Consider the following 24,587-nt stretch of genomic DNA (forward strand, 5'->3'; position numbering starts at 1 on the left):
CCTAATGGCGAAGACAGTGGTTATTTTTCATTCCGGCTACGGCCACACCGAGCGTTTGGCAAAGGTTGTTGCCGAGGGCGCGCAAGCGGAACTGATCGCTATCGATCAGGAAGGCAATATCAGCGATGAAGCCTGGCAGAAACTCGATGAGGCGGATGCCATTATTTTTGGTTCGCCGACCTGTATGGGGGGCCCGTCCTGGCAGTTTAAAAAGTTTGCCGATGCCAGTTCAAAAGTCTGGTTCGGCCGTAAGTGGCAGGACAAGGTTTTCGGTGGAGCGCCAGCCTGAACGGTGATAAGCAGGTTACGCTGATCGCTCTGCAAACTCTGGCCTCGCAGCATGGTGGCCTGTGGGGCAGCCTGGGGCTGATGCCCGCGAATCCCAATTCGGCGCAGCGTACCGATATCAACAACCTGGGAGGCTCGGTAGGGCTGCTGGTGCAAACGCCTGCTGACGCCGGTGTGGATGAAATGTTGTCTGGCGATTTGGAAACGGCCAGCCTTTACGGGCAGCGCGTGGCGGGCTTTGCCGCCAAACTGGCTTAATAGCCATTCCCCTGCGCTCATTTTTTCTACACAATTGCAGCGTAAAATGGCGAATGTTATTAGCCTGCTTGGGCTAACACTGCATTTTGTACAAACATTCCCGGTTCCTAGACCGGGTTTTTTGTTGCTAAGGTGGGCTTAAGCTTCCGGCGATACAATGAGCAGCAACACGGTCATGCAATGGCTGTGTCGTAACTGTCAATTAGCTGCTTTTCAAGCGAGCCCACACTGTGCGGGCTTTTTTTTACATTCCTGGTTTTAATTGTTGTCAGGAGTCACTGGCTGAAAAATAATAATCAACAGAATGGTTCGTGCAGCAAGTAAAATACCCTTTTTATTTTTATGGTTTTTGCGTTGTGCTGATTGGCGATGCTTTACGTTATGCTGTTAGATATCCTTGAACATTATTTTTTCATGTACTCTGCCGTTGACGGCTTGAGTTAAGAACATTCCGTTAAATAAAAATGAATGTATCTTTGTGACTGATCTGCCTGTATTTTTTAAGTCTGCCTCTGGTTTTTATGTCATTTGCATTATGCCGGGCGAGGGAATATGCATAGAATTGCTCTGGTTATTATAAATGTATGGGTAAGGCGATGAACGCCAGAATAAGCGACAAACATGGCTTGCCTGCGGCTATCCAGCTGATTACACTTTTTCTGCTGGCCTTTTTGCTTTCCATGCTGGGTATTTTTACCCGCCCAATAGGATCGCTTTCGCTGTTTTGGCCGGTAAATGCGATTTTACTCGGCCTGTTATTACGTAAACCCGCCTATGCCAGGCCAGCCGGTTGGCTGGTCATCTGTATTGGCATGACCGGCGCCGATTTGGCCAACGGCGAGAGCCTGTCGCTGGCGATGTGGCTGAACGCCTGCAATATGTCGCTGATTGCCACCGGTTATGGCGTGATATCGCTGCTGCCAAAGTCGCAGCGCCGGATGGGCAAGCCCCAGACAATCCTTTATATGTTTACCGCCAGCCTGAGTAGCGCGGCGGTGGCGTCGACCTTATCGATACTGCGTAATGACAGCCTGTACAACAACTCGGTCGTTATCGCCTGGTTAGCCTGGTTCAGCGAGCAGTTCTCGACCAACCTGCTGTTGTTGCCGGTGCTGCTGGCGGCACCGCGTCTCAAACAACTGTTGCGTATGCAAATCAACTGGCAGCTGCGCGCCAGTATGCCGCTGCTGGCGCTGCTGTTTTCACTGGTGTTCAGTGTGTATATCGGCGGTCCGGGAGCGATTGCATTCCCCATTCCTGCGCTGCTGTGGTGTGCGGTGCGCTACCAACTGTTCACGGTGACGTTGTTGACGTTGCTGACGGGGATGACCGAGATCAGCAGTATCTCCGCCAACCTGATGTTGTATGAAACGCCGAACAACCACGTTGCCTTCCTCGACACGCTGATGTCAGCCCGTTTGGGGATCGCCATGCTGGTGATGGGGCCGCTGATCCTTGCCAGCTCAATTGCCGTTAACCGCAAGCTGATGCGGCGACTGGAGCACAGCGCTAATCACGATTTTCTGACTGGCGTACTGGCGCGCAATGCACTGACTCGCAAGGCTGGCGAACTGCTGGAGCACAAACATATATCGAAGGAGGCGGTGTCGCTGCTGCTGATCGATATTGACCATTTTAAACAGATTAATGATACCCATGGGCATCTGGCGGGCGATCAGATACTGGCTTCATTCGCCCATATCGTGCGGCGTGAGTTGCGTCACGATCAGCTATTTGGCCGTTTGGGGGGGGAAGAGTTTGCCATTATGCTGCCGCGAGCATTGGCAGCGCAGGGGGTGGCACTGGCAGAACATTTGCGGCAATTGGTACAAAAAGCCGATTTGCTCCCCACGGGCAAAGTGCCGTTGAATATCACCATCAGCGTTGGCGTCGCCAGTCTGGGGATGAACGAAGTTAAATCCTTGGAACAGCTAATGAATATGGCAGATATCGCGCTTTATCGCGCCAAGTCGCAGGGGCGTAACCGGGTGGAGTCGTTTAACGCGGTGAGTGGCAACAGCGTTGGCCACATCATGTTTAAATAAGAGCTTCAGTTCTGCTTGGGTTCAAACTCGGTACCGCAATTTGGGCAGATAAGCATGACATTTTGCCGCAGAGTCGAGCATTTTTGGGTGGTGACGTAGGCGCATTTCGGGCAGGCGATTTTGGTAGAGCGGTTGATAAAGCCTTTAACACTGCTGGTATCAGACATAATAAAATGGCCTGTGTCAGGTGAAAGCCCACGCTAACACAGGTGGTATCAAATTGCTTAGAATGTTTTATACCCGTCGCCTTTCAAGCTGCAGCGTTGTTACCTGCACTATCTCCCCCCAGTTACTTGACTTTAGTAAGCGCCTGGGGATGAGCTAGCTGGTCGTCTGGCTGTGCTGTACAGGGATGTACAAATGCCGCGAGCGCATGGACGCGCCAGAGCGGCCAACTCGAAATTCATAGGGTATATGCGGCTGGCGGTGGTTGTGATTACAGGCTTTTCAACACTTTCAGGGTTTCATCCATGTCGATCTCATGTTCAGAGAAGGTATGGGTGTCGTTCTGGAAGGTGGTGATGGTCAGCATGCGCAGCGTTTGCATGGTTTGCGGCGCTTCTTCGGACTGCGGGCGAATGCGGTTCATCAACAGGCCGACCGACAGCACGGTATTTTCTTTATCCACGTCCGCTTTCACCGGCACTTCTTTGGTGAAGGTGTTGAAGGCTTTGATGCTGGTGATCTTGATTCTTTCGTTGGCGATGATGATGTACTTGCTCGACGCCAGTACCTTGACCGCAAACGCCGATGGGCCTTTGGTGTTGTTGGTCGGTTCGAAGGTCACCGCCGCGTTTTTCTTAATCAGCTCCGGGTTCTGCACTTTAATCACGTGAAAATAACGATTTTCCCCGTTCTCATCGGTAATAAAGCCGAAGCCTTTGTCTTCAAAAAAAGTCGTTATCTTGCCGTTCATCATCATTCTCATAAAGTCGCTCAATACAGTGCATATGATAGCGCGGAATGCCTTGCAGTGACAGGTTGCGTGCCCGGCATTTGATAATGCGATTACGGCATTTAGTGGGTTTGTGGCCACATGCTATTTTCTTTCTGACTTTAATTCATTTCTGAAAGGGAAAATCGATGGGTATTAAACGGCTTAACCATGCGGTGCTGTATGTCAGCGATGTGCAGCAAAGCGCGGATTTTTATCATCAGGTGCTGGGGTTTAAGCTTAAACCCTCAGGCAGCCCGGATAAAGCGGTGTTTACCCAGGCGGCCGATTCGGATAACGATCACGATCTGGCGCTGTTCAGCAAGAACCTGGGGCAGCAGCGGGCCGGGGTATTTCGCGGCAACGGTGAGCCACCGGCGGAAAACGAGCCGCCGGCCGGGTTGTACCACTTGGCCTGGGAGGTCGACAGCCTGGACGAACTTGAGCGCATCCGCGACCAGTTGGCGCAGCGAGGCATTCTTGGGCTGGAGGAAGATCATGGCGTGCACAAAAGTATCTATGGGCACGATCCGGATGGGTTACTGTTTGAAGTGACCTGGTTTATTCCTCCGGCACTACTGACCGAGCAGGATCGTAATCAGCGCGGCATCAAACCGCTGGATTTTACCGCTGAAAAACGCCGTTTCGCGTTGCTCTAACAGAGCGGGGCGTAGTTGACGCCCCGCTGATCACAGCACTTTATTGAGGAAGTTGATGGTGCGGGGGTGTTGCGGATGGTTTAGTACCCGACGGGCATCTCCCTGTTCGACGATTTGCCCATCAACCATGAACACAATCTGATTTGCCGCCTCGCGGGCAAAGCCAATTTCATGAGTGACCACCACCAGCGTTACGCCAAGATCTGCCAAGCCCTTGATGACGTCCAAGACTTCACCGACCAGTTCTGGATCGAGCGCCGAGGTCGGTTCATCAAACAAAATCACCTTCGGGTTCAGTGCCAAAGCGCGGGCAATGGCGATGCGCTGCTGTTGCCCGCCGGACAGATGGCGAGGGTAGGCATCAGCCTTGTGGCGCAGGCCGACGGTATCCAGCAGCTGATAAGCCACCTCTTTGGCCTCGGGCCGCGAGTAAATTTTATGCACTATCGGGGCTTCAATGATGTTATCCAGTACCGTCAGGTGAGGGAACAGGTTGAAGTTCTGGAACACGTAACCGACGTTGATGCGCTGCTTGAGGATAGCGTTCTCTTTTAGCTCATACAGCTTGTCACCTTTGCGCCGGTAGCCGACATAGTCGCCGTCGATGCGGATAAAGCCTTCATCGACACGCTCCAGGTGGTTGATGGCCCGCAACAGGGTAGATTTGCCGGAACCTGAAGGGCCGAGGATCACCGTGACGGTGCCCGGTTGCAGTGTCAGGCTGACGTCGTTCAGCGCCTTGTGCTTACCGAAAAATTTGCTCACGTTGCTGATTTCAATCAGGCCGCGCGCCGGTACCGGAACGATGCGGTGAACCGCCGCTCCGCGCAGGGCATAGTAATCAATGGCTTCGGACATGGGTTCCTCCTAACGTTTTAACCAACCGACCAGTTTCTGCCAGGGCGTTGGCGGCAGTTCGCGCACTGCGCCACGGGCGAAATAGCGCTCGATGTAATACTGAATGATCGACAGCGCGGTGGTGATGAACAGGTACCAGACAGTGGCGACCATTAGCAGTGGTATCACCTGCTGGGTGCGGTTATAGATCACCTGAATGGTATAAAACAGCTCCGACAGCGCCAGCACGTAGACAATTGAAGTGCCCTTCGCCAGGCTGATAATTTCATTGAAGCCGGTCGGAATGATTGAGCGCAGCGCCTGGGGCAAAATAATGCGGAAAGTGCGGCGATAGCCCGGCAGCCCCAGTGCCGCCGCCGCTTCATGCTGGCCATACTCGACACCGATAATGCCGCCGCGGATGATTTCTGCGGTATAGGCCGACTGCACCAGCGTCAGCCCCAGCACCGCAACCGAGAACTGGCTGAGGATATCGATGGTCGGATAGCTGGCGAACACCAGTGAGGTAAAGGGGATGCCCAGTGAGATGGAGTCGTACAGATAAGAGAAGTTATACAGAACGATCAGCACCAGGATCAGCGGCAGCGAGCGGAACAGCCAGATGTAACCCCATGCCAGCAAAGCCAACAGGTAGGAGCGCGATAACCGTGCCAGGGCCAGCAGCGTCCCGAAGATGATACTGAACAGCGTGCCGAGTAGCGTCAGCAGCAGGGTTTGCCCCAGCCCTGATAATACCGCCGGGGCAAAGAACCATTCGGCGAATACCCCCCATTCCCAGCGTTCGTTGGTCGCCACAGACTGGAGGATCGCCGCCAGAATAAACACCGAGAACAACGCACCTGCCAGCCGCAGCGGGTAACGTGCGGGAACCACTTTTAAGACTTCTTGTTTGGACATCACAACTCTCCTGAAACAGATAAAAGGGTGGGGAAGGGGAAACATCCCCTAGGCAATCTTCCTTTCCGGCGCGCAACAGAGCGCGTCTGCTGTTATCAGGCTTTTGCGAAACGGCAGCCGGCCATCGTAAGGGGGGCGGCTGTAGACTTCAGTATCGACGCTGGTATCGAACTGCGGCTGGTAGCCGTTGCTCAAATACAAGCCCACCGCCTCCGGCTGGCGAAAGCCGGTGGTCAGGTAGAGCTGGCGGTAACCCTGTTGCTGCGCCAGCGTTTCCAGTTGCTGCAATACCCGTTGTGCCAGGCCCTGGCGGCGCAGATCTGTTCTTGTCCAGATGCGTTTCAGCTCGGCAGTTTGCGGATCGTAGCGTTTGAAGGCCCCCATGGCGATCGGCTCTCCAGCGCGTAACAGCACGATAAAGGCGCCTTGCGGCGGGGCGTACAAATCCAGTGCTTCCTGTTCCTGATCACCAAAATAGTCGCCGTAGCGTTGGCGATATTCACCGAATAGCCCGGCGATCACCGGCTGGACCAGCGGATCGCAGGGCAGCGTTTGGATAAAAACGTCGTTTGCCATCTGTATGCTCCTAATCGCCCGGATCGTTACGTTGGGTGGGCAGGACGCTAAAGGTTGTTTGCATAGCGGATATCCCTGAGAAATTATTATTGTTATTGAGTGAATTGATTGGCAGGCAACTTAAGGCCCAGATGGTCACGCAGCGTGTCACCGTTGTAATCGCTGCGGAACAGGCCGCGCTGCTGCAGGATCGGCACCACGCGATCGACAAAGTGGCCGAATGAATTTGGCGTGCCGCCGCTGATGATGAAACCGTCGGCTGCTTGGGTGTCGAACCAGCTTTGCAGGCCGTCCGCCACCGCTTCCGGCGTACCGCCAAATATCGGGCGAGGCGATGCGGCTTCCAGCGCGACTTCCCGTAGCGTCAGATTGCGTTCGCGGGCATTGAGCTTGATGGCGTCGGTGGTGCTGCGGAAGCTGTTTTGTCCCAGATCACCGACGTCCGGGAAGGGATCATCGAGCGGGTGGCGGGCGAAATCATAGTGCTCGAAATAGCGGCCAAGGTAGTTGAGGGCATTTTCGATACTGACCAGGCGGGCGGTTTCCCAATACTGGCGCTCCACATCTTCATTGTCGTCACCGACAATCACGCTGACGCCCTGAAAGATCCGCAGGTCATCCGGTTCACGGCCTTGTTCCACCAGCTGTTTTTTAACGTCCTGATAAAACGCCTGTGCCTGTTGCTGACTTTCATGGTGGGTGAAAATGGCGTCGGCGTGTTTGGCTGCCAGTTGCTTACCGTCTTCCGAGGCACCGGCCTGGAACAGAATCGGCCGTCCTTGTGGCGTGCGGCCGATATTCAACGGCCCCTGTACCGAGAAGAACTCGCCCTGGTGATTCAGTGTATGCAGTTTACCAGCGCTGAAGAATTCACCGCTGTTCTTGTTGCGCACAAAAGCGTCACCTTCCCACGAGTCCCATAATCCTTTGGTGACGTCGAGGTATTCGCTGGCAATGCGGTAGCGTAGGCTGTGTTCAGGATGCTCGGCGCGCGAGAAGTTCTTTGCCGACCCTTCCAGAGGCGAGGTCACCACGTTCCAGCCGGCCCGGCCTTTGCTGAGGTGATCCAGGCTGGCGAACTGGCGCGCAACGGTAAAGGGATCGCTGTAGGAGGTGGATAAGGTGCCCACCAGCCCGATTTTATCGGTGGCGGCGGACAGTGCGGCGAGCAGGGTTAAAGGTTCAAAACGATTGAGAAAATGGGGAATTGATTTCTCATTGATATATAAGCCGTCGGCCACAAACACGAAATCCAATTTACCCTGTTCGGCTTTTTTTGCCGTGGCAATATTGAAATCGAGGTTAATACTGGCATCGGCAGTGGCGTCCGGATGTCGCCAGGCAGACATATTTCCCGATGCGCCATGCAAAATGGCGCCAAGGCGCAATTGTCGTTGTTCTTTCGCACTGTTGCTCATTGCTTTCACCCTGTTAAGTGCCTGTGTGGCGCTATATTTAGAGCCCCACTATTGATGAGCACCAACAGGATGTAAAACAACAAAACAGCATATTCTAATGTTGAAACTGGCAAATATAACCGAGGGGGAAATAATAACTCGCAGCGCAGAATACACCGCGCCGCGAATAATAACCGGGGGAGTTTTATGCCTTGCTGGTGGCTTTTTGCGGCGTGGTGACTAATTGCTGCAGCGTGCGTTCAGCCAACAGTTCGAAATATTGCGAGGCTGGGAAAATTGCCTGTTCATCCGGGTTGAAGCGCGGGTGATGCAGACCAAATTCACTGGCCGAGCCAATACTGACAAACACGCCCGGGACGTGGTGCAGATAAAGCGCAAAGTCTTCCCCGCCCATCTGCAGTTCAGCCTCTTCCACCCGGTAGCCGGCTTCGGCGGCGACGGCTTTACTGAAGGCTGCCCAGCGTGCGTCATTGACTACCGCCGGTGGGCCGGCCTGCCAGCGTAGTTCCGCTTGCGCGCCAAGGGATGCGGCGACGCCGTTAATCACCTGGCGAATTTTATCCGGCACCTGGCGGCGAACTTTATCGCTATGGGTCCGTACAGTCCCTTCCAGTTCTACGGTCTGAGGCAGAACATTCCAGGTGTTACCGCCCTCAATACGCGTGATGCTCACGACCAACGACTCCAGCGAACTGAAGCTGCGGCTGGGCAGGGTTTGCAGCGCGTTGACAATCTGGCTGGCCGTGACGATGGTGTCCACCCCTTGCTCCGGTTTGGCGGCGTGCGCTCCCTTGCCGGTGATCAGGATCTGGAAGCGATCGACATTGGCGTAAAACGCCCCGGCGCGGGTGGCAAAGGTACCGGTCGGCAGCTCCGGCGCGTTGTGCAGACCGAATACCGCCGCCACGTTATCCAGTGCCCCGGCGTCGATCAGGTGCTGGGCACCGTTGAAGGTTTCCTCCGCCGGTTGGAAGAAAATGCGTACCGTGCCGGGCAGGGTGGCTTCGCGTGCTTTCAACAAATGCGCCGCGCCCAGCATCACCGAGGTGTGGAAATCATGTCCGCAGGCGTGCATAACGCCGCTGTTTTGCGAACTGAACGGCACACCGGAAATTTCCTCAATCGGCAGGGCGTCAATATCCCCGCGCAGCGCAATGATCGGCCCCTTGCCACTGCCGATTTCAGCCACCACGCCGGTCTTCAGCTCCAGCGGAAGAATACGGATACCGGCCTCTTCCAGCCAACGGGTCAGGCGGGCGGTAGTGGCAAATTCGTGGTTGGACAGCTCAGGGTTCTGATGCAGTTCACGGCGGTAGGCGACGATTTTTTCGGCCAGTTGGCTGGTCATAGTCTTGGCTCACAGTGGTTAATAAGCCTTAACCCTAGTGCAGGGTGACCGGAAGCAAAAAGACTGTCTGGTTATATTACATAGCGATTGTGTCTGCATCACGCCGGCAAGGCAGGCTGACGGCGGGTGAAACAGGCGTTCGACCGCTGTTCGACGTAGTTTGAAGAGGATTGGACTACCTGCGGAGACAATGGCAAAGGGGGCAAGCGATTTACACCGAAGGACACGGACTTTTTCACTCTTTATCGATTTTATGTGATCCAGGGTGTGGACAAAATCCCGTCTAATTGCTGTACTGTATTGGACACATGTTTAGTGTCTTTCATTCACGTTAAAGGTAAGTTTGATGTCTAAGATTAAAGGTAGCGTTAAGTGGTTTAATGAATCCAAAGGCTTCGGCTTCATTACTCCGGAAGATGGTAGCAAGGACGTTTTCGTTCACTTCTCTGCCATCGCTAGCAATGGTTTCAAAACTCTTGCTGAAGGCCAGCGTGTAGAATTTGAAATCACGAACGGTGCCAAAGGCCCATCTGCTGCTAACGTTATCGCTATCTAATGCTACAGCCGAAATTCTTAAAACCCGCTCACTGAGCGGGTTTTTTATTGCTTTTTTTCGTCGTTTTATGCCTGCGCTTTGCGTACCAGCAGTTTAAACAGCGTGATGGCGACGGCGTAACAGCCGACAATGGTCAGTGCCATTGATACGCTGGAAGTGCCGCCCAGCCCCGTCAAGGGCACGCTGCAGGCACCGAGTGTGAACATGCTCACGCCAATCAGCGCAGAGGCACTGCCCGCCTTGTCGCCCTGGCTTTGCATCGCCAATGACGATGCGGTAGGGCCGACAATACCGATCACTGCCACCGAGAAGAACAGCGGTACCATCAACAGTGCCAGCGGCGCGTGCAGGCTGGCTGCCAACAGTAACAGCAGCGAAGAAATCGCCGCCAGGGTCAGCCCTCCTTTCAATACCTTCCTTTCACCAAAATGTATGCTCAGGCGGCTGGCGATTTGCGCGGAAATAATCAGCCCGACGCCGTTGATGGCGAAGCACAGGCTGAACATCTGCGGGCTGAGGCCATAAATCTGCTGCAGCACGAAAGGCGAGGCGCCGATATAGGCGAACATCCCGGCCATCACAAAACCTTGCGTCAGGCACAGGCCCATAAATTGACGCTGGATCAGCAATCCGCCCAGTGACCGCAACATGGCAAAAATACCGCCCGGGCTGCGGAGTTCGGCAGGTAATGACTCATCCAACTTCAGGCTGGCGAGCGTGAACAGCAGCACGGCAATGGCCGCCAGTACGCCAAAAATCCCGCGCCAGTCCATAAACTGCAGCATGGCGCCACCCAATACCGGCGCAACGATCGGTGCCAGGCCGTTGACCAACATCAGCAGGGCGAAGAAATGCGTCAGTTCGTGTCCGGAATAAAGGTCCCGGGCGATAGCGCGAGAAATGACGGCACCGCCGGCACCGGCCAGCCCTTGCAACAGACGGGCAATCAGCAACTGATCGATATTGGGGGCCAGGGCGCACCACAGCGAGGCGGCCAGCAGCAGCGTCAGCGACACTAACAACGGGCGCATACGGCCGAGTTTGTCGCTGTAGGGGCCAAAAATCAGCTGGCCGACGCCCAAACCGAGCAGGCCGGCGGTCAGGCTGAGCTGTGCCGTAGCGGTTGAGGTATTCAGATCGCCTGCCATTTCCGGCAGGGCGGGCAGGTAGAGGTCGATGCACAGCGGCCCCAGTGAGGCTAGCAGGCCAAGCACGAGCGCGTACACCAGACGTTGTCTGGCAAGTTGTCTGGTCATAGGGATTAGGGTTTCCTGAACAGGTGAGAGATAGCTTGTTGGTATAGGCCGTTCAGCAGGCTGACATCGGCTTTTTGTGTGGTCAGTATACGGTAACCGGTGCCTTCGCTTAATACGGCGATAAATTCCACTCGGGCGGCGATCTCCTGCTCACTGAAGTGTGGGTAGATCCGCTGCAGGTTTTGGCAAACATGGTGGAACAACCGCGTTTCGGCATCGCTGAGCATTTTTGCCACTATCGGGTTACGGGTAGCCTCAGCGGTGACTTCCAGCATCAGCATATGATCGGTTTCGCTTTCACCCGGCTGTTGAAACAGGGTGCGCGCCACCAAAGTACCGGCGATCAGGTTGATATGATCGCCAAGATCTTCCAGTCGCCGCATTTTACTGGCGATGATACGGTTAACGATCTCTTCGATGATCGCATCTTTATTGTCGAAGTAGCGGTAGATCTGGCCGACGCTAAGCTGGGAACCCTGCGCGATTTGCGCCATGCTGGCGGCATGAAAACCGTGCTGACGAAAACAGAGTTTTGCGGCGTCGACAATCTGATCGCGGCGGGCCTGTGCTTTGGCCTGCCTGCTGTCGCTGGTGGATATCATGTCCCGATCCTTTGCCAAGTGAAATGCGGTTCGCCTTCTGGGTGCGAACGTTCATTCTCAAGTGTAATGCAACAATGACAATAGGCAAAAGCGTAACTGTAAAGGAGGGGATTGCAGGAGTTAACTTCAGGCGAACAGATAAACCTTGACGAAGACACCCACAATCAGCAGGCACAGCAGGGTGGCGGTCACTTCAGCGGGCGATTTTGGCAGGCTAAACATCTGAGTTCTCATCCAGTGGGGTACTGGATGAGATTATGCTTGGGGCAGATTAAGGAAACATTAAGAAGCCGAAATTAAATTATTGCCCGTTAATCCACACTACCAGCATAAATGCCAGTAGGGTCATCGCCAGTGAGCCAGCCAGATTAAGCAGCATATTGGCCAGCGCCCAGGCGAAACGGCCATCCTGCAGCAAATACACCACCTCCAGAGAGAAAGTGGAAAAGGTGGTTAATCCGCCGCAAAAACCGGTGGTGATCAGCAACTTCCAGGTGGGATCCAGATGCGTCAGACGGGTGAAGATGGCGATAGCCAAACCGATAATGAAGCCGCCCAGCAGATTGACCGCCAGCGTCCCCAGAGGGATGTGCGCGTTAAGCGGATTCATCTTCATGCTTATGGCCCAGCGCAGAACGCTACCCATACCGCCGCCAATAAAAACTGCCAGTAAAGAACTCAACATGGTCGAAACTGCCTTTCATTAAATGGGGGACAAGCTCAGAAAGGTTCAGGCGCAATGCTACGCACCTCTCCGAGAGATTACGTAGACATCATCAGCCCGTGAAGGCGGTTAAGGAGGAATGTCATCTCCGTCGTTCGGCGCCGCTGTTTGCCGCGCAGGCGGGATCTTACACCCGATGATGCCTGGTTTGTAGTGTCAAAAGTGACGGGAAAGTGAAATTGTTCCCTCGCTCTCAGTAGTCGGGGACGGCCAGCTCCAGACGGTTGCGGCCCTTATTCTTCGCCCGGTACAGCGCCTCGTCACCCAGCGCATGGCCAAAGCTGTCGTTAATGGTTTTAAAACGATCGATATCCATCAGGCTCAGGGTGGCGCCGTGCTGATAGCGACGGCAGCTGTCAAATTGGTGATGCAGCAAATGTTCCCAATGGCGACGGTTGTACAGCCCCATCAGGCCGTCATGCATGCTGATGCGCAGCAACTCCTGTTTTTTCTCCGCCAGCCGTTTGGCGGTGCGGTAGCTTACTAACCCCAATAGGATAGGGTAGAGATAGCCCATGGGCAGGCACAGATAAGTTTGCAGCGGCGTGCCCATTGGTAAGTCAGGTGTGGCCAGATAAAACCGTGGAAAATCAGCAGATTCCAGACCCAGGGGGAGGTCTGCTGCGTATAAAGCGCCGAGAACACGCAGATAAAGCCGACCCCGACGATGCGTGGCAGGTAAGTGCGCCTGGCGAAGCTAAGGCCGGAACGTCTGGTATCAATGACTGATGGCGTATACATCCGGCAACTCCATGATGGGCAGGAGGACAGCGTACCACGCGGGTTAAAAACCCAGAATAGTCTGAAGCATGCCCAGTCGATTTAAAGTTGCATGTTGGCGTGGGATCTTACTCTGTTACATGTTGCTGTTGTTTTGAATCTGGGAAAGTAGCTAAATATCCTCAGGCAAGGTTTTTTCTCGCTGCGTTCGTAGCGCTATATGAATAAGAAGGTGAGTATGGAAGGGATCAGTATTACCAAACTTCTGGTGATTGCGGTGTTGATCATCTTGCTGTTCGGTACCAGCAAACTGCGTACTTTAGGCGCGGACTTGGGCGCTGCGCTGAAGGGCTTCAAAAAGGCGGTGGGCGATGATACGACTCCGCCAGCGGCAAATACGGCTGAAAACCAGTTGAACCCGCAGAGCGTCGAAAAGAAAGACGCTTAATTCCGCTTTCTGCCGGGCAATAAAAAACGGATGCCACATGGACATCCGTTTTTTGCCGTTTACGTCATTGGAAAAGTAACAAATAATTACTGAATTTACTTCACTTCCATCCCTTTTGCCTGCAAATCGGCATGGTAGGACGAACGGACAAACGGACCGCAGGCGGCATGGGTGAAGCCCATTGCCATCGCTTCTTCTTTCATCTCATCGAACTCGGCCGGGCTGACGTAGCGCTGAACCGGCAGGTGATGGCGGCTTGGCTGCAGGTACTGGCCCAGAGTCAGCATGGTGACGCCATGGCGACGCAGATCGCGCATCACTTCAATGATTTCCGCATTGGTTTCCCCCAAACCGACCATCAGGCCAGACTTGGTTGGGATGTGCGGATGCGCTTCTTTAAACCGCTCCAGCAGCTTCAATGACCACTCGTAGTTAGCGCCCGGACGAACCTGACGATAGACACGCGGTACGTTTTCCAGGTTGTGGTTAAACACATCCGGTGGCGTTTCGGTCAGGATTTCCAGCGCACGATCCATACGGCCGCGGAAGTCCGGTACCAGCGTTTCAATCTTGATGGTCGGGTTTTTAGCGCGGATAGCGGCGATGCAGTCGGCAAAGTGCTGGGCACCCCCATCACGCAAGTCATCGCGGTCAACCGAGGTGATCACCACATAACGCAGGCCCATATCGGCAATGGTCTGAGCCAGTTTTTCCGGCTCGTTGGCGTCTGGTGCCACCGGGCGGCCGTGGGCCACGTCGCAGAATGGGCAGCGGCGGGTACAGATGGCGCCGAGGATCATAAAGGTGGCGGTGCCGTGGTTGAAGCACTCAGACAGGTTAGGACAGGAAGCTTCTTCGCACACCGAATGCAGACCGTTTTTACGCATTGCGGCTTTAATGCCCTGAATGCGCGTAGAGTCGGCAGGAAGTTTGATTTTCATCCACTCTGGTTTACGTAACAGCTCCTGCCGTTCAGTGACCACCGTTTTTACCGGGATCAACGCCATTTTGTCTGCATCGCGGTATTTGACGCCGCGTTCCATCTGAATTGGTTTACTCATAATCGTGCAGGTTCCAGTTACGAAGCTCGACCTTCGGGTAGCCGAGTAAATGAACAAATTCCTGTACCAGGACTGGGTGTACGTCTTCAATGCCAACGCCGGGCACCAGCGCGCTGACCTGCGCCATCTGCATACCGGCGTAACCGCAAGGGTTGATACGCTGGAAGGGGCTGAGATCCATGGCCACATTCAGGGCCAGGCCGTGGAATGAACTGCCTTTACGGATCCGCAAACCCAACGAACAGATTTTTTGCTCCCCCACGTAAACACCGGGCGCATCCGGACGGGCACGCGATTCAATGTGAAAGTGGGCGAGGGTATTAATAACGGTATCTTCGATAGCCGTGACCAGTTGGCGCACGCCAACCTTGTTGCGCTTCAGATCGACCATCACGTACATCACCTGCTGCCCCGGCCCATGATAGGTTACCTGGCCGCCGCGATCGCTCTGGACAACCGGAATGTCACCCGGCATTAACAGATGCTCCGCTTTACCGGCTTGGCCCTGGGTAAACACGGGCTGATGCTGAACCAGCCACAGCTCATCGGGCGTGGTTTCGGTTCGGCGATCGGTGAAGTTATGCATGGCTTGGGATACAGGCTCGTAGGGCTGTAACCCCAGCTGACGCAAAATGATCTTGTCTGGTTGCAAAAGAGTCATCGTCAGGTTACAGAAGTGGTAATGCCATTATACCGGGCGCTCTGGCCGGCGACCAGCATTTCGCTGACCAAAAATGCTCAACCCGGGCAGAGGATGCTCTGTCCCGGGCTGAAATGCAGGGGGTTGTGCTGGAATTACAGCACCATGCGGACAATTTCAATGTTGCCCAACTCATCATATAAGGTTTCCACCTGATCGATATGGGTGGCGGTGATGGTGATGGACACGGAGTGGTAATTGCCTTTGCTGCTAGGTTTAACCTGTGGGTTGTAATCCCCGGGAGCATGGCGCTGCACCACTTCAACCACCTGGTCCACCAGCTCGGGTTGTGCCAGGCCCATTACTTTGTAGGTAAATGAGCAAGGGAATTCGAGCAGTTCGTTCAGTTTAGTTTTCATGTGCGCTCCAGAGTGCGGCTATCGGTATAGCGATTCTATAAATTATAACTCCCGCCGGAGCGGGAGTTAATGTTAATCAGTATATGGGGGCGATTTCGCCCATTTCAACTGTTAACCGAACCAGTGGTGGAACATCAGTTTGATGTAATCCACGATACGGCTGAAGAAACCGCCTTCTTTCACTTCGTTCATCACCACCAGTGGGCGCTGATCGATGGTTTTGCCATCGAGCTGGAAGTTGATGCTGCCGACAACCTGGTTTTTCGCCAGTGGTGCATGAATTTCCGGCGTGTTCAGCACATAGCTGGCTTTGAGATCTTTCATCCGGCCGCGTGGGATGGTCAGGTAAACGTCTTTGTCTACGCCCAACTCAACGCGATCCGCATCGCCGAACCAGACGGGTTCAGACGCAAACTCTTTGCCCACTTTCAGTGGGGCAACGGTTTCGAAGAAGCGGAAGCCCCAGGTCAGCAGTTTCTTGCTTTCGGTCTCACGGCCTTTATAAGTACGACCGCCCAATACTGCAGAGATCAGACGCATCTGGCCTTCGGTCGCAGAAGCGACCAGGTTGTAACCTGCCGCATTGGTATGACCGGTCTTGATACCGTCCACGTTCAGGCTGGTATCCCACAGCAGACCATTACGGTTCATCTGGCGGATATTGTTAAAGGTGAACTCTTTTTCTTTATAAATCGCGTATTCGTCCGGTACGTCGCGGATCAGCGCCTGGCCGATCAACGCCATGTCGCGCGCTGAACTGTACTGACCCTGTGCATCCAGGCCGTGTACCGTCTGGAAGTGGGTGTTTTGCAGACCCAGCTTGCTGACGTAGGTGTTCATCAGGTTAACGAACGCGTCCTGGCTGCCAGCTACGTAGTCGGCCATCGCCACGCAGGCGTCGTTACCTGACTGCAGGTTGATGCCGCGGGTCAGCTTGGAGACCGGTACGCGGTCGCCCGGCTTAAGGAACATCAGCGAAGAACCCTTGAATACCGGATTGCCGGTAGCCCAGGCGTCTTGCCCCACGGTAACCATGTCTTCCTGGCCGATTTTACCTGCTTTCAGCGCCTGGCCGATGACGTAGCTGGTCATCATTTTGGTCAGACTGGCTGGATCGCGGCGGGCATCGGCGTTCATTTCCGCCAAAACTTTACCGGAGTTGTAATCAATCAGGACGTAGGATTCCGCATCGATTTGCGGTACCCCTGGGATCATGGTCTTGATATTAACGTCATCGGCATGCGCAACGGAGGTTGCACTCATTGCGATAACTGTGCCGAGCGCTATGCTCTTGATTAAGCGGAAAGAAGTTACTTGTTTCATGATCGAGACTACAACATCCATGAGGGTAAAATTAAAAACGAGCCACACTATAACAGATGAGATCCCGGCAGGCATTAGCCAATGCTCTGACTAAGCGCGCTTTACAGGCTTTAGCTGAAAGAAAATGTTTCAGCTAAAGAAACGCTAATCAGTCGCGTTCGCCTGCCGGAGAGCTGTTTTAGGGTGCGGCAGTGACAAAAGATTGTTGCTGCGCTTCGCTGGCCAGACGTTGCTGCAGTTCGGCGGCTTGCTGGCGACTGTTAAACGGGCCTAGCTGTACGCGATAGATGCTGCCGCTGGCGGCCACTTTGCCCGGTACGCCAAACTTTTGGCTCAGGCTTTGTTGCCAGCTCTGCGCACGTTCGGCACTGCTCAGTGCGCCGACCTGCACCACGTAGCTACCACCAGCAGAAGCATTGGCGGCAACGGCGGCGGTGGTCGCAACCGGGGCGGCAATGGCTGCAGCACTGACGGCAGGTTCAGGTTCTGAGCCTTCCAGTACGCCGACCGGTACGGCGCTTGGCGCACCCAGGAAACCGCTGCGGCTATTGCCGGTGGTAGTTACCGGGGCGTTGTCGCCGGTGTTCAGGCTGCTGTTGTCAATCGGACGTACTGCGGCGCCGTTGGGGACCGGGACATCCTGTTGCATTGGGGTTCCCATGCCGCTGGAGCCGAGCTCTGGGCGTGCGGGCAGGGCATAGCTTTGTTTGGCAACGGTAGTACCGATGGTGCCTGGGCCGCTCAGCGTGCCGTCCGGAGCCACGTTGATGAAATCAACCTTGACCTTGGTGTTGTTGGACAGGTTCAGGCGGTCGGCGACGGCTTTCGACAAATCGATAATGCGGCCCTGGGTGTAAGGCCCGCGATCGTTAACCCGCACCACCAGTTGACGGCCATTGGCCAGGTTGGTCACGCGTACGTAGCTTGGGATCGGCAGCGTTGGGTGTGCGGCGGTTAAGCCATTAGGATCGAACTGTTCCCCCAGCGCGGTGGTATTGCCCCGAGCTTCTTCACCGTAGGAGCTGGCCAAACCGGTCTGCGAGAAGTTCTGCGGATCCTTGACGATGCGGTAAGTGTTGCCATTAACCTTATAATCCTGCATGTTATTAGGGTTATAGGGTTCATATTGAGGCTCAACGCCACCGATCTCCACCACCGGGCCGTTATACGGCTGCTGCGGTGGCGCTTGCTGTTCCGTGGTCGGGGCGGTACAGGCGGAAAGTAATACCGCGACAACGCCGACCCAAAGCCATTCCTTACGCATTACTCACCCCTTATAAACTCTTGGACATCATTTTTCGATGTGTGTGGATCGACATGATAATGCCGAACCCAGCCATAAGCACAATCAGCGCCGAACCCCCGTAACTGACCAGAGGCAAAGGTACGCCAACTACCGGCAAAATGCCACTGACCATACCAATGTTAACAAACACATAAACGAACAAAATCAGCATCAGACCGCCGACCATCACCCGGCCAAAAGTGGTTTGTGCCTTGGCGGCGATCATCAATCCACGAATGATAACCAGCAGGTACAGCGCCAGCAGCACCAGAACCCCAATCAGCCCCAGCTCTTCGGCCAGAACCGCGAAGATAAAGTCCGTATGGCGTTCCGGCAGGAATTCCAACTGTGACTGGGTACCGTGCAGCCAGCCTTTGCCGGACAGGCCGCCTGAGCCGATGGCGATTTTCGACTGAATAATATGGTAACCGGCACCGAGTGGGTCGGTTTCCGGATCCAGCAGCATCATCACGCGGTCGCGCTGATAGCCGTGCATCAGGAAGAACCACAGTACCGGGATAAAGGCAGCCAGCAGCACGGCGGCTACGGCGATCAGCTTCCAGCTCATGCCGGACAGGAACAGCACGAACAGGCCGGAGGCGGCAATCAGAATCGAAGTCCCCAAATCGGGCTGCGCGGCGACCAGCAGGGTCGGCAGGAAAATCAGCACCAGCGCAATCGCGGTATTCTTTAGCGAAGGCGGACAGACGTCACGGTTCATAAAGCGTGCCACCATCAGCGGCACGGCGATTTTAGCGATCTCGGACGGCTGGAAACGCACAAAGCCAAGATCCAGCCAGCGTTGCGCGCCTTTACTGATCTGACCGAAAGCGTCTACCAGTATCAGCAGGATCACGCAGAAAATATATAAATACGGCGCCCAGCTTTCATAGACCCGCGGCGGGATTTGCGCCATGACGGCCATTACTATCAGCCCCATGACAATCTGGCCGATCTTGCGCTCCATCATGCCCATATCCTGACCGCTGGCGCTCCACATTACGAACGCGCTGTAGACCAGCAGGGCCAGAATTAATAGCAGGAATGTGGGGTCGATATGGATTTTGGTCCAGATCGAGCCCTTTTGTTGGCTTTCAGTCATGTTCTACCTTAATCACCCTCTACGCCTGGTGGCAGTGGGGCTTCAGATGGTAATTGCGTATTGTTGTCGCCCAGCAAAATATGGTCGAGGATCTGTCGGGTGATCGTCCCGACCGCCGGACCGGAGCCGCCGTTTTCCAGAATGATGGCGACCGATACCGTTGGATTGTCGTACGGCGCAAAGGCGGTCATCAACTTATGGTCACGCAGGTGTTCCGCCAGTTTATGGGCGTTGTAGGTTTCGTAGCCGAATACCTGTGCGGTACCCGATTTCGCCGCGGCTTTGTAAGGTGCATCCGAGAAGTACTTACGCGCCGTCCCGTTCGGACGGTTGGCTACACCATACATGCCGTCTTTGGCAATTTCCCAGAAGCCTGAATGAATATCGCCGATCTGCGTGCTCTCTTCCTGGGTGAAGGGCACCAGCGCACCATTGATGCGGGTGCTCTGCAGCAGGTGTGGCGTCTTGACGTTGCCATCGTTAATCAGCGTGGTCAGTGCCTTGGCCATCTGGATCGGCGTTGCCGTCCAGTAGCCCTGGCCGATACCTACCGGAATGGTGTCACCCTGATACCAGGGTTTTTTATAGCGCTTGAATTTCCAGTCGCGGGTCGGCATCAGGCCGGAACGTTCTTCGGACAGATCGATGCCGGTATAATCGCCGTAACCGAACTTGGTCAGCCAGGTCGACAGGCGATCGATACCCATGTCGTAGGCTACCTGATAGAAGAAGGTATCCGCTGACTCTTCCAGCGCCTTGGTGACGTTCAGGCGGCCGTGGCCCCATTTTTTCCAGTCGCGGAAGCGTTTTTCCGAGCCGGGCAACTGCCACCAGCCGGGATCGAACAGGCTGGTGTTTTTGGTGATCACCCCGGCACTGAGCGCCGAGACGGCAATGAACGGTTTCACCGTAGACGCCGGTGGATATAGCCCCTGCGTGGCGCGGTTAATCAGCGGCCGGTTCGGATCGTTGAGCAGCCCCTGATAGTCTTTGTTGGAGATGCCATCAACGAACAAGTTCGGATCATAGCTGGGGTTAGAGACCATCGCCAGAATGCCGCCGGTGCGCGGATCGCTCACTACCACGGCCGCGCGGCTGCCAACCAGCAACTGCTCGATATAGCGTTGCAGGTTGAGATCCAGCGTCAGGTAAACGTCCTGACCGGCGGAAGGGGGCTGTTCATGCAGTTGGCGGATCACCCGGCCACGGTTGTTGACTTCAACCTCTTCGTAGCCGGTTTTGCCATGCAGGGTCTCTTCGTAATAGCGTTCGATACCCAGCTTGCCGATGTCGTGAGTGGCGGCGTAGTTGGCCAGCTTGCCGTCTTTATCCAGACGTTCAACATCGCGATCGTTGATTTTTGATACGTAGCCGATCACATGAGTCAGAGCGGAGCCATAAGGATAGTAGCGACGCTGGTAGCCTTTGACCTCGACGCCGGGGAAGCGGAACTGGTTAACCGCAAAACGCGCCACCTGGACTTCGTTCAGGGCGGTTTTCACCGGAATGGATACGAAGCGGCGTGAGCGTTTGCGCTCTTTCTCGAAGTTGGTGATGTCGTCATCGGTCAGATCGACCACCGGACGCAGTGCCTGTAGCGTGGCCTTCAGGTCATCGACCTTTTCGGGCATCAGCTCCAGTTGATAAATGGTGCGATTGAGCGCCAGCGGGGTGCCGTTGCGATCGTAGATAATGCCGCGACTGGGCGCGATCGGCACCAGTTTGATGCGGTTTTCGTTAGAACGGGTACGGTAATCCTCAAAGCGGACGATTTGCAGGTTATACAGATTGGCGATGAGGGTGCCGGTCAGCACCAGGATGACCAGGAACGCCACCAGGGCGCGGCGTACAAACAGGGCGGATTCAGCCGTATAGTCGCGAAAAGGGTTACGTTCTATTTTCATCCCGCTGCTTTATTTCACTCTGTCCCGGTTACCACCGGTTATTCCCGGTGGTAAGGATGATTTGTTGTAATACTCCAGGCGCGATAGAGGCTTTCAGCCACCAGGACGCGCACTAAAGGATGCGGCAATGTCAACGGTGAGAGCGACCAACTTTGTTCGGCTGCGGCCTTGCACGCCGGGGCCAACCCTTCCGGGCCGCCAATCAGCAGGCTGACGTTGCGGCCATCCTGCTTCCAGCGTTCGAGTTGCTGCGCCAGCTGTGGCGTTTCCCACGGCGTACCGGGGATATCCAGCGTGACAATACGATTGCCTTTGCCTACCGCCGCCAGCATCTGCTCGCCTTCCTTTTCCAGAATGCGTTTGATATCAGCATTCTTGCCGCGCTTGCCCGCCGGGATTTCGATCAGCTCAAACGGCATGTCTTTCGGAAAACGGTGCAGATAATCCATAAAGCCGGTCTGCACCCAGTCTGGCATTTTAGTGCCGACAGCGACCAGTTGCAGTTTCACCGCTTAGCTCCAGAGTTTTTCCAGTTCGTACAAACGACGGCTTTCTTCTTGCATCACGTGGACGATCACTTCGCCCAAATCAACCACTATCCAGTCGGAAGCTTCCTGGCCTTTCATGCCATAGAGTTCCATGCCCGCAGAACGGGATTCTTGCACCACGTGGTTGGCGATCGACATCACGTGGCGGGTAGAGGTACCGGTGCAGATGATCATGCAATCGGTGATGCTTGATTTACCCTGTACATCCAGAGCGATAATGTCTTGGCCTTTCAGGTCATCAATTTTATCGATGACGAAATCTTGGAGCGCTTTACCTTGCAAAGGTTCCCCCTCGGGAGTGTTCTGTTCATTCGACTGCGGCGGGCAACTGCCCGTTTTGCGGCCTGAATCAATGATAAGTCGGCAGGATGCCACCGTGCGCCTTCTGGCGACTGCCCGGCCAGCTAAGGTTTCCGGGGTTTTCAGCGAATACCTGAAAAATAGCGGCGCAGTATATCATGCGGCTCTCGCTAGCGATATAAACCCTGTAACTCGATATAGCGCTGTACTGAACGCGGCAACAGGTCGTCGCAGTTGAGGCCCTGATGGCGACGCTGGCGGATTTCCGTCGCTGAAATTTCAAGCTGTGGCGTATCGGCCAGGTAGATATAGCCCTGTGGCTGCTGGCTGAGCAGCGCGGCATCGGTCACCTGATGCTGTTCCAGCCACTGCTGCAGTTCCTGCGTGTCCATTCGGTCATTGTAGCCCGGACGGGCCAAGACCAGCAGGTGGCAGGTATCGAGTAGAGACTGCCAGCGGTGCCACTTGTGCAGCGTCAGCAGCGAGTCTTGGCCAATGATAAACGCCAGCGGCAATGCAGCGCCACGTTCTTTACGAATGGCTTCCAGCGTCTCTATGGTATAGGAGGGCGTTGTGCGGTGCAGTTCGCGATCGTCAACCGCAAACAGCGGGTTGCCGGCGATCGCCAGTTCAACCATCTTCAGCCGTTGCTGAGCGTTAGCCTCGGGCTGAGGGCGGTGTGGCGGCACATGGTTCGGCAACAGGGTAACCCGATTCAGGCCTACCTCTGCCGCCAGTGCTTCCACCGGGCGCAGATGGCCGTAATGGATTGGGTCAAAGGTGCCGCCAAACAGAGCGTGCAGGACCGTGGTGTCTTGCGAATTAGTGGGCATCGGAAAAACTCGTGGCCAGAGGTTTGCCGCACAGCAGCATTGACAGGGTTTCCAGTTCCGACCAGACCGACTGGCCGTAATCCTGCTTAAGGGTGATTTCAATCTGCGTCAGCAGATGAACCGCTTGCCGCAACTGGGCACTGGATAACCGCTGTAATGCCTGGGTGACCAGGTTACGGCGGTTTTGCCAGACCTTGTACTGGTCGAACAGCGTACGCAGCGGCACTGACGCCATGCGCCGTTGCAGGTTCAGCAATTGCAGCAATTCGCGCTGTAAGGTGCGCAGCAGGATCACCGGCTCGACATCTTCCTGCTGCATCTGTTGCAGGATATGCCAGGCCCGTTTGCTTTTACCCGCCAGCAGGGCGTCCAGCCAATGGAATGGCGTGAAGTGCGCGGCGTCATTGACCGCCAGCTCGACACGCGGCAGCGTGAGCTTGCCATCCGGATGCAACAACGACAGTCGTTCCAGCGCCTGCGATAGCGCCAGCAGATTGCCTTCATAGCAGTAACACAGCAACTGATTGGCCGCGTCGTCCAGTTCCAGCTTCATGGTTTTGGCGCGCTGGGCTACCCAACGGGGTAACTGTGCCTGTTCCGGTGTCTGGCAACTGACGTAAGCGCCATGCGGGCTGAGTGCCTTGAACCAGGCGCTGTTTTCCTGCGCTTTGGTGAGACGTGGCCCACGCAGCATCAGCAAAATATCGTCATGCAGCAGAGCGGCCAGCTTAATCAGCTGTTCGCCTATCGGGGCGGTCGGCCCGTTTTCAGGGAAGATCAGCAACAGCGTCTGACGGCTGGCGAACAGGCTCATCGCCTGACAGATGCTGAAAATGGCGTCCCAGTCGGTATGGGCATCAAGCGAGATGCTGTAGTGCTCGGTGAACTGGTGCTGCTGTGCCGTTTGGCGGATCAGATCCTGGCTTTCCTGCAACAGCAGCGGTTCATTGCCACTCAATAAATAACAAGCGCGCAGCCCCTCTCGGAGCTGCGCGGCAAGTTGTTCAGGGTAAATACGGATCATTGATCTACGCGACTGGCCGCTTTTTCACCGGCCGCAGCGGCTTTCTGCTGCGTTTCTTCTTCCGCCGCGTGCACCGTCAGCAGTTTACGCACCAGTTGCTGGGCAGCCTGCTCACGCATTTCCTGGCGAATGATTTCCTGTTCGGAATCTTTTGCCAGTGCGGTTAGCGGGTTATCGAAGAACGAACGGAATACTTTTACGCTCAGCGGATACAGATCGTGACCTGGGATCAGCACCTGTGCCTGGACCGTCAGCACCATTTGGTACTCAGCGGTTTTACCGTCCTGGAAGATAGAGGCGGTATCCTGGCTTTCAGTGGCGCCAATGATGCGCAGGGAAGGAAGATCCTTACGTTTTGCATCTTTGACAATGGTCACGTCGCTCAGACGTAATTGCTCACGCACCGAACGGGTCAGCGGACCATAAGGGTCTGAGCTGTCCAGAATCAGCGTTTTCATTTCCGGGGGTACCTGCGTGGTGCCACGCAGGTGAAAACCGCAGCCGGTGGTGACCAGCACCGCCAACCCCAGCAACAGCGTCAGAATACGTTGTCGCACAATT

General features: G+C 55.2%; 26 protein-coding genes, 2 pseudogenes and 1 riboswitch. Of the genes and pseudogenes, 5 read left to right on the forward strand and 23 right to left on the reverse strand.

Annotation, left to right across the window (positions count from 1 at the left end; translation table 11 throughout):
* Positions 1-4: 4 nt before the first annotated feature.
* Together ACUTSU_RS04855 and ACUTSU_RS04860 are read left to right on the forward strand one after the other, a co-directional pair.
* Positions 5-546, forward strand: a pseudogene (locus ACUTSU_RS04855) (flavodoxin family protein).
* A 596-nt stretch (positions 547-1,142) separates the two neighbouring features.
* Positions 1,143-2,591, forward strand: a complete 1,449-nt coding sequence (locus tag ACUTSU_RS04860) for a GGDEF domain-containing protein (protein ID WP_445649776.1) — start codon at positions 1,143-1,145, stop codon at positions 2,589-2,591.
* Between the two features lie 5 nt (positions 2,592-2,596).
* Here ACUTSU_RS04860 and ACUTSU_RS04865 read toward each other — a convergent pair whose 3' ends face one another.
* Together ACUTSU_RS04865 and ACUTSU_RS04870 are read right to left on the reverse strand one after the other, a co-directional pair.
* Positions 2,597-2,758 (reverse strand): YnfU family zinc-binding protein, encoded by a 162-nt coding sequence (locus ACUTSU_RS04865; RefSeq protein WP_174353239.1) that lies wholly within the window; start codon positions 2,756-2,758, stop codon positions 2,597-2,599.
* A gap of 269 nt (positions 2,759-3,027) precedes the next feature.
* Positions 3,028-3,507: a cold-shock protein gene (locus ACUTSU_RS04870; protein ID WP_445650239.1), complete on the reverse strand. Its 480-nt coding sequence runs from the start codon at positions 3,505-3,507 to the stop codon at positions 3,028-3,030.
* Between the two features lie 167 nt (positions 3,508-3,674).
* Between ACUTSU_RS04870 and ACUTSU_RS04875 the strand changes: the two genes are divergently transcribed.
* A complete protein-coding gene (locus ACUTSU_RS04875; RefSeq protein ID WP_445653828.1) occupies positions 3,675-4,184 on the forward strand; it encodes a VOC family protein in 510 nt (169 codons plus the stop codon).
* Between the two features lie 30 nt (positions 4,185-4,214).
* On the opposite strand, the gene ACUTSU_RS04880 is transcribed toward ACUTSU_RS04875, so the two are convergent.
* The 5 genes from ACUTSU_RS04880 to ACUTSU_RS04900 all read right to left on the reverse strand — a co-directional run bounded on the left by ACUTSU_RS04880 (position 4,215) and on the right by ACUTSU_RS04900 (position 9,281).
* The gene (locus ACUTSU_RS04880; protein WP_445649777.1) at positions 4,215-5,042 is read right to left on the reverse strand and encodes an amino acid ABC transporter ATP-binding protein; all 828 of its coding nucleotides are present in this window, start codon (positions 5,040-5,042) and stop codon (positions 4,215-4,217) included.
* Between the two features lie 9 nt (positions 5,043-5,051).
* Entirely contained in the window at positions 5,052-5,939 is an 888-nt protein-coding gene (locus ACUTSU_RS04885; protein WP_445649778.1) for an amino acid ABC transporter permease, read from the reverse strand.
* A 48-nt stretch (positions 5,940-5,987) separates the two neighbouring features.
* The gene (locus ACUTSU_RS04890) at positions 5,988-6,515 is read right to left on the reverse strand and encodes a GNAT family N-acetyltransferase (protein WP_445649779.1); all 528 of its coding nucleotides are present in this window, start codon (positions 6,513-6,515) and stop codon (positions 5,988-5,990) included.
* 92 nt (positions 6,516-6,607) lie between these two features.
* The gene (locus tag ACUTSU_RS04895; RefSeq protein WP_445653829.1) at positions 6,608-7,933 is read right to left on the reverse strand and encodes an LLM class flavin-dependent oxidoreductase; all 1,326 of its coding nucleotides are present in this window, start codon (positions 7,931-7,933) and stop codon (positions 6,608-6,610) included.
* Positions 7,934-8,117: 184 nt separating this feature from the next.
* Positions 8,118-9,281, reverse strand: a complete 1,164-nt coding sequence (locus tag ACUTSU_RS04900; protein WP_445649781.1) for a M20 peptidase aminoacylase family protein — start codon at positions 9,279-9,281, stop codon at positions 8,118-8,120.
* Between the two features lie 346 nt (positions 9,282-9,627).
* On the opposite strand from ACUTSU_RS04900, the gene cspE reads away from it, so the two are divergent.
* A complete protein-coding gene (gene cspE, locus ACUTSU_RS04905) occupies positions 9,628-9,837 on the forward strand; it encodes a transcription antiterminator/RNA stability regulator CspE (RefSeq protein WP_002210315.1) in 210 nt (69 codons plus the stop codon).
* A gap of 65 nt (positions 9,838-9,902) precedes the next feature.
* Here cspE and ACUTSU_RS04910 read toward each other — a convergent pair whose 3' ends face one another.
* From ACUTSU_RS04910 to ACUTSU_RS04925, 4 genes and pseudogenes are all read right to left on the reverse strand, one after another.
* The gene (locus ACUTSU_RS04910; RefSeq protein ID WP_445649782.1) at positions 9,903-11,093 is read right to left on the reverse strand and encodes a multidrug effflux MFS transporter; all 1,191 of its coding nucleotides are present in this window, start codon (positions 11,091-11,093) and stop codon (positions 9,903-9,905) included.
* Positions 11,094-11,098: 5 nt separating this feature from the next.
* Positions 11,099-11,695: a TetR/AcrR family transcriptional regulator gene (locus ACUTSU_RS04915; protein ID WP_445649783.1), complete on the reverse strand. Its 597-nt coding sequence runs from the start codon at positions 11,693-11,695 to the stop codon at positions 11,099-11,101.
* 301 nt (positions 11,696-11,996) lie between these two features.
* A complete protein-coding gene (gene crcB, locus ACUTSU_RS04920) occupies positions 11,997-12,380 on the reverse strand; it encodes a fluoride efflux transporter CrcB (RefSeq protein ID WP_135315492.1) in 384 nt (127 codons plus the stop codon).
* Positions 12,381-12,455: 75 nt separating this feature from the next.
* A riboswitch (Fluoride riboswitch) is annotated at positions 12,456-12,518 on the reverse strand.
* 151 nt (positions 12,519-12,669) lie between these two features.
* Positions 12,670-13,160, reverse strand: a pseudogene (locus ACUTSU_RS04925) (diguanylate cyclase); the annotation flags it as partial.
* Positions 13,161-13,377: 217 nt separating this feature from the next.
* On the opposite strand from ACUTSU_RS04925, the gene tatA reads away from it, so the two are divergent.
* Positions 13,378-13,587, forward strand: coding sequence for a Sec-independent protein translocase subunit TatA (tatA, locus tag ACUTSU_RS04930; protein WP_445653830.1), 210 nt, complete (start codon positions 13,378-13,380; stop codon positions 13,585-13,587).
* Between the two features lie 95 nt (positions 13,588-13,682).
* Here tatA and lipA read toward each other — a convergent pair whose 3' ends face one another.
* From lipA to lptE, 12 genes are all read right to left on the reverse strand, one after another.
* Positions 13,683-14,648, reverse strand: a complete 966-nt coding sequence (gene lipA, locus ACUTSU_RS04935) for a lipoyl synthase (protein ID WP_445649785.1) — start codon at positions 14,646-14,648, stop codon at positions 13,683-13,685.
* A complete protein-coding gene (gene lipB / locus ACUTSU_RS04940; protein ID WP_085115566.1) occupies positions 14,641-15,309 on the reverse strand; it encodes a lipoyl(octanoyl) transferase LipB in 669 nt (222 codons plus the stop codon). Before lipB ends, lipA begins: the two co-directional genes overlap by 8 nt.
* Before the next feature lie 134 nt (positions 15,310-15,443).
* A complete protein-coding gene (gene ybeD / locus ACUTSU_RS04945; RefSeq protein WP_009636895.1) occupies positions 15,444-15,707 on the reverse strand; it encodes a DUF493 family protein YbeD in 264 nt (87 codons plus the stop codon).
* A 111-nt stretch (positions 15,708-15,818) separates the two neighbouring features.
* On the reverse strand, positions 15,819-17,030 hold the full coding sequence (gene dacA / locus ACUTSU_RS04950; protein ID WP_445649786.1) for a D-alanyl-D-alanine carboxypeptidase DacA: 1,212 nt from the start codon (positions 17,028-17,030) through the stop codon (positions 15,819-15,821).
* Between the two features lie 178 nt (positions 17,031-17,208).
* Positions 17,209-18,294: an endolytic peptidoglycan transglycosylase RlpA gene (gene rlpA / locus ACUTSU_RS04955; protein WP_445649787.1), complete on the reverse strand. Its 1,086-nt coding sequence runs from the start codon at positions 18,292-18,294 to the stop codon at positions 17,209-17,211.
* Positions 18,295-18,304: 10 nt separating this feature from the next.
* Entirely contained in the window at positions 18,305-19,417 is a 1,113-nt protein-coding gene (mrdB, locus tag ACUTSU_RS04960; RefSeq protein ID WP_153857718.1) for a peptidoglycan glycosyltransferase MrdB, read from the reverse strand.
* An 8-nt stretch (positions 19,418-19,425) separates the two neighbouring features.
* A complete protein-coding gene (mrdA, locus tag ACUTSU_RS04965; RefSeq protein ID WP_445649788.1) occupies positions 19,426-21,321 on the reverse strand; it encodes a peptidoglycan DD-transpeptidase MrdA in 1,896 nt (631 codons plus the stop codon).
* A gap of 38 nt (positions 21,322-21,359) precedes the next feature.
* Positions 21,360-21,830: a 23S rRNA (pseudouridine(1915)-N(3))-methyltransferase RlmH gene (gene rlmH / locus ACUTSU_RS04970; protein ID WP_445649789.1), complete on the reverse strand. Its 471-nt coding sequence runs from the start codon at positions 21,828-21,830 to the stop codon at positions 21,360-21,362.
* Positions 21,831-21,833: 3 nt separating this feature from the next.
* Complete coding sequence (rsfS, locus tag ACUTSU_RS04975) at positions 21,834-22,151, reverse strand: ribosome silencing factor (RefSeq protein ID WP_012005640.1); 318 nt, start codon at positions 22,149-22,151, stop codon at positions 21,834-21,836.
* A gap of 188 nt (positions 22,152-22,339) precedes the next feature.
* Positions 22,340-23,002 (reverse strand): nicotinate-nucleotide adenylyltransferase, encoded by a 663-nt coding sequence (gene nadD, locus ACUTSU_RS04980; RefSeq protein WP_445649790.1) that lies wholly within the window; start codon positions 23,000-23,002, stop codon positions 22,340-22,342.
* Positions 22,992-24,026, reverse strand: a complete 1,035-nt coding sequence (gene holA / locus ACUTSU_RS04985; RefSeq protein ID WP_445649791.1) for a DNA polymerase III subunit delta — start codon at positions 24,024-24,026, stop codon at positions 22,992-22,994. Before holA ends, nadD begins: the two co-directional genes overlap by 11 nt.
* Positions 24,023-24,583 (reverse strand): LPS assembly lipoprotein LptE, encoded by a 561-nt coding sequence (lptE, locus tag ACUTSU_RS04990; RefSeq protein WP_445649792.1) that lies wholly within the window; start codon positions 24,581-24,583, stop codon positions 24,023-24,025. Before lptE ends, holA begins: the two co-directional genes overlap by 4 nt.
* Between the last annotated feature and the right edge of the window lie 4 nt (positions 24,584-24,587).

The sequence above is a fragment of the Serratia sp. NA_13 genome (assembly GCF_052691735.1).

Bases quoted from the DNA above. Each gene is read 5' to 3' on its own strand.
- ACUTSU_RS04860 (WP_445649776.1), top strand. From the start codon at position 1,143: ATGAACGCCAGAATAAGCGACAAACATGGCTTGCCTGCGGCTATCCAG.
- ACUTSU_RS04865 (WP_174353239.1), bottom strand. From the start codon at position 2,758: ATGTCTGATACCAGCAGTGTTAAAGGCTTTATCAACCGCTCTACCAAA.
- ACUTSU_RS04870 (WP_445650239.1), bottom strand. From the start codon at position 3,507: ATGAACGGCAAGATAACGACTTTTTTTGAAGACAAAGGCTTCGGCTTT.
- ACUTSU_RS04875 (WP_445653828.1), top strand. From the start codon at position 3,675: ATGGGTATTAAACGGCTTAACCATGCGGTGCTGTATGTCAGCGATGTG.
- ACUTSU_RS04880 (WP_445649777.1), bottom strand. From the start codon at position 5,042: ATGTCCGAAGCCATTGATTACTATGCCCTGCGCGGAGCGGCGGTTCAC.
- ACUTSU_RS04885 (WP_445649778.1), bottom strand. From the start codon at position 5,939: ATGTCCAAACAAGAAGTCTTAAAAGTGGTTCCCGCACGTTACCCGCTG.
- ACUTSU_RS04890 (WP_445649779.1), bottom strand. From the start codon at position 6,515: ATGGCAAACGACGTTTTTATCCAAACGCTGCCCTGCGATCCGCTGGTC.
- ACUTSU_RS04895 (WP_445653829.1), bottom strand. From the start codon at position 7,933: ATGAGCAACAGTGCGAAAGAACAACGACAATTGCGCCTTGGCGCCATT.
- ACUTSU_RS04900 (WP_445649781.1), bottom strand. From the start codon at position 9,281: ATGACCAGCCAACTGGCCGAAAAAATCGTCGCCTACCGCCGTGAACTG.
- cspE (WP_002210315.1), top strand. From the start codon at position 9,628: ATGTCTAAGATTAAAGGTAGCGTTAAGTGGTTTAATGAATCCAAAGGC.
- ACUTSU_RS04910 (WP_445649782.1), bottom strand. From the start codon at position 11,093: ATGACCAGACAACTTGCCAGACAACGTCTGGTGTACGCGCTCGTGCTT.
- ACUTSU_RS04915 (WP_445649783.1), bottom strand. From the start codon at position 11,695: ATGATATCCACCAGCGACAGCAGGCAGGCCAAAGCACAGGCCCGCCGC.
- crcB (WP_135315492.1), bottom strand. From the start codon at position 12,380: ATGTTGAGTTCTTTACTGGCAGTTTTTATTGGCGGCGGTATGGGTAGC.
- tatA (WP_445653830.1), top strand. From the start codon at position 13,378: ATGGAAGGGATCAGTATTACCAAACTTCTGGTGATTGCGGTGTTGATC.
- lipA (WP_445649785.1), bottom strand. From the start codon at position 14,648: ATGAGTAAACCAATTCAGATGGAACGCGGCGTCAAATACCGCGATGCA.
- lipB (WP_085115566.1), bottom strand. From the start codon at position 15,309: ATGACTCTTTTGCAACCAGACAAGATCATTTTGCGTCAGCTGGGGTTA.
- ybeD (WP_009636895.1), bottom strand. From the start codon at position 15,707: ATGAAAACTAAACTGAACGAACTGCTCGAATTCCCTTGCTCATTTACC.
- dacA (WP_445649786.1), bottom strand. From the start codon at position 17,030: ATGAAACAAGTAACTTCTTTCCGCTTAATCAAGAGCATAGCGCTCGGC.
- rlpA (WP_445649787.1), bottom strand. From the start codon at position 18,294: ATGCGTAAGGAATGGCTTTGGGTCGGCGTTGTCGCGGTATTACTTTCC.
- mrdB (WP_153857718.1), bottom strand. From the start codon at position 19,417: ATGACTGAAAGCCAACAAAAGGGCTCGATCTGGACCAAAATCCATATC.
- mrdA (WP_445649788.1), bottom strand. From the start codon at position 21,321: ATGAAAATAGAACGTAACCCTTTTCGCGACTATACGGCTGAATCCGCC.
- nadD (WP_445649790.1), bottom strand. From the start codon at position 23,002: ATGCCCACTAATTCGCAAGACACCACGGTCCTGCACGCTCTGTTTGGC.
- holA (WP_445649791.1), bottom strand. From the start codon at position 24,026: ATGATCCGTATTTACCCTGAACAACTTGCCGCGCAGCTCCGAGAGGGG.